This is a genomic window from Streptomyces cadmiisoli (genome assembly GCF_003261055.1).
GTDB classification, from domain to species: Bacteria; Actinomycetota; Actinomycetes; order Streptomycetales; family Streptomycetaceae; genus Streptomyces; species Streptomyces cadmiisoli.
The window spans coordinates 8,998,395-9,010,744 of record NZ_CP030073.1 but is presented as its reverse complement, the minus strand read 5'-3'; the positions used below and the strand labels follow the sequence as shown (position 1 = coordinate 9,010,744).

Sequence of the window (12,350 nt, the reverse complement as noted above, 5' to 3'; positions counted from 1 at the left end):
TCGTCCCGTCAGCGCGACGGCAGGCTGCGCACCGTGCGCACGAAGGTGCGCTCGCGGACGAGACCGGTGAGCGGGACCGGGCGGCCCTCGAGGATGAGGTGGCCCGGCCTTTGACCAGCCATCTGCTCACTGAGCGCCCCAGTTGCCAGTGGCGCTGGAGCGCTCAGGCACAGTTGGCGACATTCAGTCGAGCCCGCGGGCCTTGTCCCCGATGCGGACATGTCCGGGGTTCTCGCCCGCCGCGTACACACCGAGGGCGTTGCCGAGTTCACGGGCGACCCAGCGCAGCACGGCGCGGTCATGCGGGACAGCCGGAGTTTCCCTGGTGATCATCACGCAGCGGTCGCACGCCTCGGTGAAGCGCAGCCGCAGCGTGCCGATCACCATCCGGCGGCCGATCCAACGGTGCTCGGGGTACCCGGACGCGTGGTCCCCGGGCACGTCGAGCACCAGGTTAGGCCGGAACCGGCTGGCGTCCATCGCACTCTCCGGCAGCGCCGAGCCGAGGCTGCGCAGCGCCGTTGTCGCCACCCCGAGTAATGCGTCGCCCGCGCCACTTCCGCAAGATCACCACGGTGCTGCGCCGCGACGGCGCGGACACTGTGCGGCCAGGCTGGCTGTGGGGGTTACCGCTTGAGGATCGGGTGCTCCTGGCCATGGCCTACTGGCGAACAGACCTGACGCTGCGCCAGCTCGCATCGCTGTTCGGTGTATCCAAGTCTTCGGCCGACCGCATCACCTCTCGCGCGACAGCGCCGGGCGAGGCCAGCGCCTCCACACCGCCCCGCCGCCACAGCTGCCGCCAACGCCGCACCGAGCGCGGCGTCACCCGAAGCTCCCGCGCGATTTCCGCGGTCGCCTCGCCTCTCTTGAACTGCTCCGCGACCTCCAACCGCATTTGCTCCCGGCGCTATTGCTCCGCGGGTGTGTACCCGCCCGCTGCCGCGTACCTCATAATCCAGCAATAGCGCGAGGATCATGGTTCGTCAGCCCATCGCGCGGAATATACGAGTTCAACTTGAGTAAAGCCTGGAATATTAGAGCCCGGAGTGAGAACACTCCCGAACGCCCGGCGTGGGTCGCGTCTATTCAGAATCTGACTTCGCGAGTATCGCCCGCGCTCGCTCAACCTGGCGGTCAATGGAGGTTTCGACAGCACGAAGTTCCGTCGAATGTCGTTTTATCATTCTGTTCTGGTAGGACACGTCTGCCGCATTCCATACACCGGCTACGTTATGTTGAATTTTACATTCGACATCGGCCTTGGCGGTAACCTTTTCATCGGACGAACCCGGCGAGGCCGCCCAACGTGGGTCGCCGCTCGCCTGCATTGGGGTAGCGTATACGTACCCTTTTCTCTTCATGCATGAGGACCAGCCGGCGAACGCCTTCAGCACGCTTGGATCGCGTAGAGTTTGATTGAAACTCTTGAGGTTTACGTCGACTGCCACAGGTGAGTCTGTACCTGCCGACGAGTCGCCGTAGAGAGATTTCAAAGCCTCATTCAGACATCCACCCTTTGGAATCTTTTCATAGTTGCGGAGATTCTTGCCAGTTGCAACAGGTCGACCATTCTTCTCGGGCTGGACGCCGAAAAGTACCAGTTTGGCGTCGTGCGAAAGTTCTTCCAGTTGAGCGTTCCTTTTTCGATTCTCCTGATCGACGGACCTTGCATTGAGGGCCCTTGGTGTGCGGTAGCCATTTTGCGTAGCGTAGTCCGGATCGAGGATGCCGTATCGATATGTAGTCAAGGAATAACCCAAAGGCTCGCTGTCCTTGAACGTGATGGGGTAGGCGAACCCGAAGCGCTGCATGCAACGTTTACGCAACAGGTGATCGGCTTTTTCAAGGGTGTGCCACTCTTCGTCGGACAGCAGATATTTTTCGACTGGGACGGGAGTGGGCGCGTCATTTGTCGCGGTCGGAGTGACGCTTTCCTGGACTGGAATATTGTCAGGTGTGCCACCCGAACCCGTCGCACATCCCGTCACCAAGGCGATAGTCAGCACAGAGAGAAGCAGGTCGACCTTAGTTGGAAAAATTGACAAAGTAGTTACTTTCCATAACATCGGGAGTTCATTGCATACCGAGAGGGGCGCCCCATACCTCTGGAGCGCCCCTCTCGCTTCTTGCCTCAGTCCACGAATGCTCCTGAAGCGTTTTCGTTCTTCATGGTTGCATTCAGATTTGCCCGTGAGGAAATGCCGATGGTCTGGTATGCATAACTGCCGTCCCACCCCGAGTTGTAGTACACTCTAAACCTGTAGAATGTGCTCCGATTGGTCACGGATGCGGCATTGTTCTTAACTTCTTGACCTGAGCCATTTGAGCCGTTCGGCGCCGTTGAGGTACTGAAGTAGTATCCGGCGTAGTCCGAGAGGGAAGCGCCTTGGACGTATATTCCGCCCTCGTAATCACTGTTGTACCACAGGCAGGCAACACCGGAGGAAGGGCAAGCCGTGGCGGCATTTGCAGGCGCTGCCGTGCCAACTGCAATGCCGCCAGCTATCAGAATTGTCGCGCCTATAGATGTGATCTTCCGCAGGTGCACGCTGACCCTTTCGATTGATACGCATTCCATTTCAAGCTGCCGAAGCCGCTTCGGTCGGGAACCCTAGCAGGGACTAGACCTCTTTTGAAGGGACATAGCACTCCGGCCTCACTAAGTGTTTTGACAATTGACTCATGAGTGATCATCTCGCCTAGTTACCAATATATTCTTTTGGTCTATTAGGTCGCGTCCTATGCGATGATCACTCGTATGGGGCGGGGTACGTGGAGTTGGATTGTTCCGGGCGGGTTGTGGGAGATCGCGGAGCCGCTGACCCCGTACGGGAGTTGTTCGTCGTACGGACGGGACCGCCGACCGCCCGGAGGCTGAGCACGTGATCCATCAGGAGCAATGGCGTGACGGGGGCAATGACATCCTCGTGGTCCTCGACGTCGCTACGACGCCCCGCGCCTGGCCCGGCTCCTGTCCGACCCGCCCGTCGAGGGACTCGGACGAGTGAACGAAGCCCCGGCCGCAGCCACGCAAGAAGTCGGTCCGAGTTCGGGGCAGCCGGTCCAGGTCCGATGGCAACAGACAGCCGGTCACGGTCGGGGCGGCTGTCCAGCAGTACAACCTGACGCAGAGCTCCGGCCAGCGGCCCTATCCTCGCGGGAAGCAAAGTTGTAGCGGAGGCGGGCAAATCAGCAGCCGGTCGGCGCGACAGCCGAGGCCAAGGCTTGCGGCCAGGTCGTGGCCCGTCGCGCACGTCGTGGCCCGTCGCGTGGACCACTGTCAGGTGCAGGTAGAAGCCCAGGCTCGGCCTTATCGGCCTGCGGCCGCAGGTCTACGCTGCTCTCCATGATCGCCAAGCTGCAGTGCGTGGTCTGCCAGAGGAGGACGGTCCAGCCGACGATCCCGGCGACCACGTATATCGCCTACCTTCGCGTCGGCCAGCACAAGCTTCACCCCGGTGTGTGGGGGCTGTCTGATGCAGCTCTGCCTTGTAGAGCGTCTCGCAGCATGCCACGTGAAGTGATACCCAGCTTGGGATAGATCTGATAAAGGTGGGCGCCCACGGTCCTATGGGACAGGAACAGGCGCTGGGCTATCTGCTTGTTGGTGAGGCCTGTGGCTGCCAACCGGGCTATCGCCATTTCCTGTGGTGTGAGCACTTGTGTGCTGGCCGCCGCGAGGGGGCGTGTCACACCGCCAGCGGCCCGTAGTTCGGCCTCGGCCCGAGCAGCCCAGGGAAGGGCTCCGAGGTGTCGAAAAGTGCCCAGTGCGGCTTTCAGGGGTGCGCGGGAGTCTGTGGTCGCTCTGACCCGCCTCAGCCGCTCGCCGTAGAACAGTTGCACGCGCGCCATGTCGAACTGCCATCGTGCCGCTCCGGGTATGGCCAGTGCTTTCACGAACAGTTGAAGTGCCTGTTCGTCGTCGATGGAGCTGACGGCTGCGGATGCTTCCGTGAGCAGGGCGTGCCGTGAGGAGAGCGAAGGCAGGTTGGCCTCACGCATGGCTCGGACGTGTGCGGCTGCTTCTGTGTGGCGGTTGGTCCTTACGGCGGCTTCTACCAGGTCCATCGTCACCCACAGGGCATGCGGAGCGTGCGAGGCGAGGGTTCCAGCCGGGCTGACGGCGTTCGCGTGTTCGTACGCGCCGGCGAAATCTCCGCGTCCCAGCGCGGCCAGGGCGGCGGCATGGTGGCCGAAGTGTGCGGCGCAGGACACCTTGCGGGGAATGGCCCATCGGATGATGCGTTCGGCTGTTTCCTCCGCCTCGTCTGTTTCTCCGCGTGCAGCCGCTAGGAGAGCGTGGACATAGAGGAAGTACCAGGCGAAAGCGGTGTAGCCGTGGCTCTCGCACAGCTGGAAACCTTCGTCGGCCAGGCTTGCTGCCTCGTTCCATTCTCCGGTGAGGAAGTCGTCCAGGCAGAGGTGCATCAATCCGGACATGTATCGTCGGGCAGGGCCCCCGTCACGTCCCATGCGCACCAGCCTCCACTGGGCTTCCCTGAGGTCTCCAACTCGGTCGGCGTAGACAGCTGCTGACCCGGCGCGCGCGACCTCGACAGGATCGGGCACGTTCGGCAACGCCTCGATGAGTTCGTCGAGTTCCTTTGTTGCCTCGCCACCCGTGCGCGCCGGGTCGGAGAACGTCTTTCCCAGCGCGGCCAGAACGGCTGGCGGGCGGGGTGTCAGCTTCTTGACGGCTTGGTAGTAGGGCTTCCACAGGTCTTGGCGGGCGCCAAAGAAGGCGACCAACGCAAGTGTGCAAAGGGCGTCAATGAGCGCCGTGTCCGCCGCGTCATAAGCGTGGTTTCCGTTTTCGATGGCATGGACCAAAAGGCGGTGGGCCATGTCGACGTCGCCGTCGCTGTTCAAGATGAGGTGGGCAGCGGCCGCGGCGGCATGCAGAGACGTCAGGTCTGAGGCCGTGTGCCGGGCATCGTCCAGGAGCCGTTGGGCGCTGGTCAGGGCGCCGGTGGACTCGGCGCCGATGTAGGCCGCCTCGGCAAGTCTGCGCGCACGGTCGGATCCGTGCGGGGTGAGCTCGGCTGAGCGCATCAAGGTCCGCATACTGCCGACGCCATCACCGCGGCGCAGCGTGATCCGTGCCGCGCGCTCCATCAGGGCTGCCACGTCCTCGTTCGGCTCAACGGTGGCTTCACCCAGATGCCAGGCTTGACGCTCGGGCTGATCTGTGAGGGCTTGCGCCAATGCTGCGTGCACGGCGCGCCGTGCAGTGCTTGTTGAGCCCTCTACTGCTGCGGATCGGATGAGGGGGTGGCGGAACCTCAGTCGCCGACGTTCATCGATGTACACCAGTTGGGCCCGCTCAGCGGGTGCCAGGTCATCCAGCCCGTATCCATTGTTCGCCTGGCGCGCAGCCGCTTGCATCACCGCGAGGTCGCCTGTGGGCTCCAGGGCAGCCAGCAGCAGCAAGCTCTGAGTCGGGCGGGGAAGGACGATGATTCTGGAGCCGAATACGGTCTCCAGGCGTCGGCTGAGGGGTAGTACGGCGGACGCCTCGCCCAGGGCTGGTTCTCGCATCGTGGGCAGGACGGAGGACAGTTCGAGGAGGGCCAGGGGGTTTCCCTTCGCCACGGTCATCAGGCGGTGGCGTGCGCTGGCAACGAGATTCGGGTGTCGTGTGGCGATCAGATGGGCTGAAGCGCGCTGGTCCAGCGGCTGCAGCCGGTATTCGGGCAGAGCTCCGTTGTCGTACAGGCTCAGTGATTCGGAACGAGCCGCGGCAAGAACGCCTATCTGGGTGCCGGCGAGACGGCGTGCGACGAAGCCCAGCACGTCCGCGCTTGCCCGGTCGAGCCAGGGGAAGTCGTCGACGACCATCAACAGTGGGGCGTCCCCGGCGATCGCCCGCAGGTGCAGCAGGACGGCGTTGGAGACCATCAACTGCGGCGGCGGCAAGCCGCTTTCAAAGCCCAGTGCGACGAGCAGGGCGTCGCGAAAGGGGGCCTCCAGTGTGCGGAGGGTGTCTTGAAACGGAAACAAGAGCTGGTTGAGGCCTGAGTAGTCGTACTTCGCCTCGAACTCCACGCCCGCGGCGCGCAGTACCTGGGCGCCTTCCGCACGGGCAGCAGCGGCCATGGCGTCTAGGACAGCGGTCTTGCCGATCCCTGCGTCTCCTGAAAGGAGCAGTGCTCCGCCGCCGGCACCGATACCTAGAAGGCGCCTGATGTGCTGGAGGTCGTCCTCGCGGCCGAACAGGCCGGTGGCTGTGCTGTTGTCGACAGTGTCAGGCCCCGTCACCGCGCGCCCCCTTCGTGCGGCCACTGGTGCAGGGCGCGTGGGCCTGGCGGTTGACCAGGAGGCGGGTGGGCGGCACGGGTGTCTTCCTCACAGGGGGATGTCGGTGGTCTCGGCAGGGAACGGCACGACAGTGGCGTACGGGGACTGAAGCAGGGCGCGCCACAGCACGCCTTGGCCCCGAAGAGGGCGTGGGTGCGCCGCTGGGCCCCTGTGGTGACGAGTAACAGCCGGCTGAAGTGCTGCGGGCGAGAGGGTCAGATTTTGGGGCGTGGGGAGGTGCCGGTGACGGGTGCGGCGGCCTCGATCGGATCCGCAGCCCGCGACTGAACGACGAGGATGTCCTCGGGCCCGAGTTCGCGGCCGTCCTCAGCGGTGACGGTCATCGGACGGGGCTGGCGCCCTGTGCGCGTGTCGACGACGCGAGTGATCACCTCGTCGTCTTCGAACAGGTGACTCTGCCCCCACTGACGCAGTGCGGCAAGGACGATGTGCAAGTCGCGTCCCTTGTCGGTGAGGACGTACTCACGGGAGTTGCCCAGCGCTGCTTCCTGGATCTCGAAGATGCCCACCGCCACCAGCTTTTGCAGTCGTGCGGTCAGGATGTTCGACGCGACACCGATGCGTTTGCTGAAGTCCGTGAACCTGGTGACGCCGTGCATGGCGTCACGCAGGATCTGGAAGGTCCAGGCGTCGCCAACCTCGGAGATGGCGCGGTCGATCGGGCACGAGGAGTGCATCAGCTCTTGACGCTTCACGAGGACCTCGTGAGCATCGCGGGATAGTGGCGGTTTGTCCCGTGCGTGCCCAACAGGAACTGCCTGGCACTGAGGACGTCTCGGTCTGAATGACGGAGCGACTCTCGCATGTGTCCGTACATGGCTGGCGACTCCCCTCTCCTGAAGACCGCACCCCGGCGCCCTCAACAAGTCCATTACACTTGCGAATCGCAAGCAAGTCGCAAGGTAGTCACCTCGGTGGCAAATTGCAAGTTGCGCCGATACGAGATGTGCGCATCAGGCCGAGGCGGGCGCCAACGGCAGCGGGACGGGGTCGCGAGGAGGGGCCCGTGCCCAGGTTCCCCCGACACTAGGCCGCTCGCCCGCACCTGCGGGCGAGCCACATCGCTTCCCTCTGGGTACCTGCGTGGCCAGATGAAGCCGATCCATTGCGATCACCGACCAGGGGTCGCCGGCCTGCCGCACTGACTCAGAGATCATTTACACATGCGAGCACTCACGCACCACCGAGAAATCCGTCGCGATGACCTGAAGTACAGCCGGAGCCTCCAACGACCCGCGCACCGTGTCGCCGTGATCACAGCCGACCGAGGGTCCAAGCTACAGAGGATCGGCTCCTGGAGGACAAGCCACGAACGCCGATGCCAGGGCGGTCAAGGCCATCGCTCATGCCTCGGGACCCGCCATGCGCACTGAGCGGGTACGCATGGCAGTCCGCGCTGAGATTTCTGCATCGAGCGTCGGCAGCATCGCCCGGCCTCAAGGGGTTCTCAGCGGCTGAGTTCGTCTCGAAGCATGTCGGCGGCCAGTGCTGCCGGTTGGGAAAGGAAGGGCGAGCGCGCGGAGCGCATCCGCAGGGTTCGCTGGGCCTGCGCAGCCATGGCTTGTTGGAGCGCCAGCGGCAGGGCCGCGTCCTCCTCGCACCGGATGTACGTACTCGGCACGGTGCGCCAGGCCGCCTGGGTAAGGGACTGCGGAACCGAAGCCGGGGACAGCCGGGCGAGCATCGCGACGCACCGTCGAGCCAGAGAAGGCTTGACGTCACCGTACAGCACATCCAAGGGCTGACCAGCTTCGAAGTAGCCCAGGCCGGCGGCCCCGTCAGGCTGCGCATGCACTTTCCAGTAGGGCGGAAAGGTGCCGCCCACCAGGGAGAGAACGAAGTCGCCGGCATCCTGCATGAGGGCGGTGAAGTAGATGATCCGCTTCACGTTGCCCATCGTCGCGGCAGCCTCCGTGACAGGGGTGGCGCCACAGGAGTGGCCCACTACGACGGCGGGACCCTCAACGGCCTTCAGGACCTCGACCACCGCTTGTGCATCGTCGTAGAGGTGGTCTCCCAGTGTTACCGGGTCCTGCGCACTGCTGGGCAGGACAACTGTGCGTATGTCGATATCCGACGACTGTCGATCAGCGGGCCGCCAGCACCAGGGGCCGTGCCAGGCGCCCTGCACCAGCACGAGCGTGGGAGATGCATTCGTGCAATTCATCCTTCTCAAGGATCAGGTCGCGCCAAGCAAGCGTCGGTCCGGCCGCAACTAATCGACGTGGTTTTCACCGCGAGTATGGACGCATCAGCGGCCTCGGATGCCGACTGAGCGAGCGCGGGAATCCGAAGTGTAAGGAACGCGATGAAGGAGCATCCTGTGTCTTCGACGTGACCGGGACAACACGGCTCGCCACCGCCCTTGTGCACGAAACGGGACACCCACAGTTGCATCAAAGACAATAGCTTTTCAGAGTCGAGCACCCGTAGCATTGGCGCCCCTGGAATGCGGTGGGGCGACGCATTGCGGAACGCGCGGCCCCGCCAGCGGCGCCCCAAGGAGTGCGGCAGTCCGAACGCTGCAGGCTGCTCACCGGGGCGCGGGGCTGCGGCACCAAGGAACCGACGGGGCATCGGGACAGTGCCATGACTTACCTAGAGAGACCTGAAATCCGCGCCGAGCACTTAGGTCATGTTGCGGATTGTTGCGGCGGCACGCCGGATCGCATCATTTATGTAGCGCCGGGGAAACAAAACGGATTCATGGAGCCCGGTTGCTCTGCGGAGCAATGCGAACCCGGCGCGACACGCAATTTCCGGCAACATTTATATCGAGGAGAACAGCGGTGTCTTTCCAGCCTGAAACGGCGGCGATCCGTCCGATCACGATCGACTTCCCTGAGGCGGAACTCGAGGAGCTTCGTCGGCGTATTGCGACCACTCGGTGGCCCGAGGCCGAGACGGTGAAGGACCAGTCCCAGGGCACCCAACTCGAGACGCTCAAGGAACTCGCTCGCTACTGGGCGGAGGAGTACGACTGGCGCAAGATCGAGGCGAAGCTGCAGGCTGTCCCGAACTTCGTCACCGAGATCGACGGTCTGGACATCCACTTCATCCACGTCCGCTCGAAGCACGAGAACGCGCTGCCGCTCATCGTCACCCACGGATGGCCTGGGTCGATCATCGAACAGATGAAACTCATTGAGCCGCTCACCAACCCGACAGCCCACGGCGGAGACGCGTCGGACGCCTTCCACGTGGTGATCCCTTCGATGCCTGGCTACGGGTTCTCCGGGAAGCCGACCTCGGCAGGCTGGAACCCTGCCCGCATCGCCCGAGCCTGGGCGGAGCTGATGCAGCGCCTCGGCTACACGAAGTACGCGGCGCAGGGCGGTGACTGGGGTGCCATCGTCACCGACCTCATGGGGGCCCAGGCCCCTCAGGGCCTGCTCGGTATCCACACCAACATGGCCGGCGTGGTGCCGCCGGCCCTGGAGCAGGCGATCGCCGCGGGCAACCCCCCGCCGTCCGACGTCGTTCTCTCCAATGATGAGGAACGGCGCGCGGTCGAGCAGCTGGACTTCGTGTACCGGCACGTTGCCTACGCTCACATGATGGGTTCGCGCCCGCAGTCGCTCGCTGGCCTGACCGACTCGCCCGTCGGCCTCGCCGCATTCATGCTCGACCATGACAGGGACAGCCTGGACCTGATCTCCCGCGCCTTCGCAGGGCAGACCGAGGGCCTGTCGCGCGACGACGTCCTGGACAACATCACGCTCTTCTGGCTGACAAAGTCGGCGATTTCCGCCGCGCGTGTCTACTGGGAGAACGCGGAAGCCGGGATCCAGTTCTTCGGGGTCAAGGGCGTCAAGCTCCCGGTCGCTGTCAGCGTCTTCCCTGACGAGCTCTACCAGGCTCCGCGGAGCTGGGCCGAGAAGGCCTACCCCAACCTCATCCACTACAACAGGCTCCCCAAGGGCGGTCACTTCGCCGCTTGGGAGCAGCCCGAGGCATTCGTGAACGAGGTGCGCAACGGTCTCCGGCCGCTGCGCTAGGCGGCCCGGACCCGCCGCTTTCACCGGAGCCACTGGCTCGGCGGTGCGGCCGAGTGCCCCCGGACAAGGGGCACTCGGCCGCACCGCCGGCGCGTCCACCACTCCCCACCGCCGCTACTTCGCACCAGCGACACACACTGCGCAGATCGCGTCTGGCCGGGCACACGGTGCGGTAATCACGGAGGCATCGGTGCTGTCGGCGGCCAGCAGCCACTGCTGGGTCACCGCGGTCAGCACCGCGGCCCGGCCCTTTCCGGGCAAGCGGCCCACTCGGGTCCATGGCTCACCGCCGCGCCGGCCGGTCAGTACGCGGCCGTCGGCAGCAAGCCCGACGAGCAAGCCTGGTTGCGGCTCCTCCACCACAACCAGGGCGGGTGCCGAGGAGACTGGACGGAAAGTGCGCCCGCCGTCCGAGCTGCGTTCAAGAGCGGTGCCAGTGGCGGCCCACAGGGTTGCGGAGCTGGCGGGATGGGAGGCCAGGTCGAGTGCCTCGATACAGGCGCGCGGCTGCGGCCGGCGTCGGTACTGGCCCATACCTTGCCGCTCTGGCTGTCCGAGCCGTAAACGACATTGCCTGTTTACTCGAAGGCGTGGAAGTCGGCTTCGCGCTTGGCTGAGAGGGTCTGCCAGGTGCCGTGCGTTACTGGCCTGCGCCGGCCGTGGAAGAGGTGGAGCAGCCGACGAGCAACGTAGCGGCGGCAGCGAGCGTGATCAGGGCAAGCGGGCCACGCCGCAGTATGCGAGTCATGGAGAGAGGTCCAGGCGAGTCGAAGAGAAGAAGGACGGCAGCCGGGCAGGGGCGGACACCGGCCGTGCCCGCCCCCTGTGATCGGTGCGGGTCAGTTCCGGCCGAGCAGCTTGTTCATCTGCTCCATCTCCGCGCTCTGCGAGGTGACGATCTGCGCGGCCATCTCCTGGGCCGGCGCATGAGCACCGTCGGCCTGTTCCGTTTTGGCCATCTCGATCGCGCCTTCGTGATGCTTGATCATCATCTCCATGAAGGCGGTGTCGAACTCTTCGCCCGAGGCGTTCTCGAGCTCGGTCATCTCCTCGGCCGTCATCATTCCCCCGCCTGCGCCGTGCGCGGAGTGGTCCATGGTGCCCTCGGCGGGTACTTCCTCGCCCCAGGAGGTCAGCCAGCCGGACAGCGTCTTGATCTCCGGATCCTGGGCCTTCTTGATGTCTGCGGCAAGCTGCTTCACCTCAGCCGACTGAGCCCTCCCGTCCGCGAGGTCGGCCATTTCCACGGCCTGGCGGTGGTGGGGGATCATCCCCTGCGCGAAGGCCACGTCGGCAGCGTTGCTCTGCCCCTGCGACGCAGGAGCCGAAGCCGAAGCCGACGCCGAGGTGCTGTTGTGGCCGCCGCTGTGTCCGGCCGATTCGTCGCCGGCGCCGCAGGCGGCCAGGACGAGTGCTGCCGCACCTGCGGCAGCGATTGCGGCTATGCGGCGGACGAGTGAACGCTTGCGGATCATGATCGTGCAACTCCTTAGACGCGCCGGTCCGCGGCGCGTGGTGTCACGGAATGTGGGCAGGCGACGGCACGGCACCCGTCCCGGTCATCGCCGGGCGCAACAGATAGGGGTGCCGAGCAGGCTGCTCTAGATCCGCAGGAGCTGCAGTTCAGAAAGATCGGGCGGCGCTCGATCGTCGTGGGGCGCGCCGGCCATGGCCGCCGCGAGAGAAGAGGCGGCGGGCACGTTCGGCACCGCGCTGACAGCGAGCGGCGGCGGCATGTACGCAGAACCCGTACCGGCGGCCGCACACGTCCCGTCGGCATGATCAGGGTGATCCGATCCGCCACCGGTATGGGCACATGTGCCCACGGCATGGGGCGCGCTGCTCGGGTCCGCCATCGCCATCTCGTGTCCGGCGCCCGCTGGAGCACCGCCGGGCGGGAGTGCGTGCATGCCCAGCACACCGGCCAACACCATCAGCACCAGCAGCACAAGCAGCCGCCCGGCCGGGCGGCTGCTTGAACGGATACCGATGGTCATGAGCATCATGGTAGGGGGCACGGGCACTGACCGG

General features: G+C 64.9%; 10 protein-coding genes and 1 pseudogene. 2 read left to right on the top strand and 9 right to left on the bottom strand.

Annotated features, from left to right (window positions below; translation table 11 throughout):
• Window positions 1-183: 183 nt before the first annotated feature.
• Window positions 184-531, bottom strand: a complete 348-nt coding sequence (locus tag DN051_RS39550) for an MOSC domain-containing protein (protein WP_112441784.1) — start codon at window positions 529-531, stop codon at window positions 184-186.
• 8 nt (window positions 532-539) lie between these two features.
• Between DN051_RS39550 and DN051_RS39545 the strand changes: the two are divergent.
• Window positions 540-737: pseudogene (locus tag DN051_RS39545) on the top strand (helix-turn-helix domain-containing protein); the annotation flags it as partial.
• Here the strand turns inward: DN051_RS39545 and DN051_RS47965 are convergent.
• From DN051_RS47965 to DN051_RS39520, 6 genes are all read right to left on the bottom strand, one after another.
• Window positions 662-898: a helix-turn-helix domain-containing protein gene (locus tag DN051_RS47965; RefSeq protein ID WP_112441782.1), complete on the bottom strand. Its 237-nt coding sequence runs from the start codon at window positions 896-898 to the stop codon at window positions 662-664. The pseudogene DN051_RS39545 and the gene DN051_RS47965 overlap by 76 nt on opposite strands.
• Before the next feature lie 187 nt (window positions 899-1,085).
• Window positions 1,086-2,009 carry a hypothetical protein gene (locus tag DN051_RS45425; protein WP_162625108.1) on the bottom strand — a complete coding sequence of 308 codons (924 nt, stop codon included), beginning with the start codon at window positions 2,007-2,009 and terminating at the stop codon, window positions 1,086-1,088.
• A 125-nt stretch (window positions 2,010-2,134) separates the two neighbouring features.
• On the bottom strand, window positions 2,135-2,551 hold the full coding sequence (locus tag DN051_RS39535; protein WP_159054249.1) for a peptidase inhibitor family I36 protein: 417 nt from the start codon (window positions 2,549-2,551) through the stop codon (window positions 2,135-2,137).
• Window positions 2,552-3,453: 902 nt separating this feature from the next.
• Window positions 3,454-6,261, bottom strand: a complete 2,808-nt coding sequence (locus tag DN051_RS39530) for a helix-turn-helix transcriptional regulator (protein ID WP_112441778.1) — start codon at window positions 6,259-6,261, stop codon at window positions 3,454-3,456.
• A gap of 254 nt (window positions 6,262-6,515) precedes the next feature.
• Entirely contained in the window at window positions 6,516-7,016 is a 501-nt protein-coding gene (locus tag DN051_RS39525; protein ID WP_112441777.1) for a winged helix-turn-helix transcriptional regulator, read from the bottom strand.
• Window positions 7,017-7,768: 752 nt separating this feature from the next.
• On the bottom strand, window positions 7,769-8,452 hold the full coding sequence (locus tag DN051_RS39520) for an alpha/beta hydrolase (RefSeq protein WP_162625107.1): 684 nt from the start codon (window positions 8,450-8,452) through the stop codon (window positions 7,769-7,771).
• A 658-nt stretch (window positions 8,453-9,110) separates the two neighbouring features.
• Here DN051_RS39520 and DN051_RS39515 point away from each other — a divergent pair.
• A complete protein-coding gene (locus DN051_RS39515; protein WP_199314818.1) occupies window positions 9,111-10,319 on the top strand; it encodes an epoxide hydrolase family protein in 1,209 nt (402 codons plus the stop codon).
• Between the two features lie 839 nt (window positions 10,320-11,158).
• Here DN051_RS39515 and DN051_RS39510 read toward each other — a convergent pair.
• Window positions 11,159-11,794, bottom strand: a complete 636-nt coding sequence (locus tag DN051_RS39510) for a DUF305 domain-containing protein (RefSeq protein ID WP_112441771.1) — start codon at window positions 11,792-11,794, stop codon at window positions 11,159-11,161.
• A 126-nt stretch (window positions 11,795-11,920) separates the two neighbouring features.
• The gene (locus DN051_RS39505; RefSeq protein WP_112442846.1) at window positions 11,921-12,316 is read right to left on the bottom strand and encodes a DUF6153 family protein; all 396 of its coding nucleotides are present in this window, start codon (window positions 12,314-12,316) and stop codon (window positions 11,921-11,923) included.
• Window positions 12,317-12,350 lie beyond the last annotated feature (34 nt).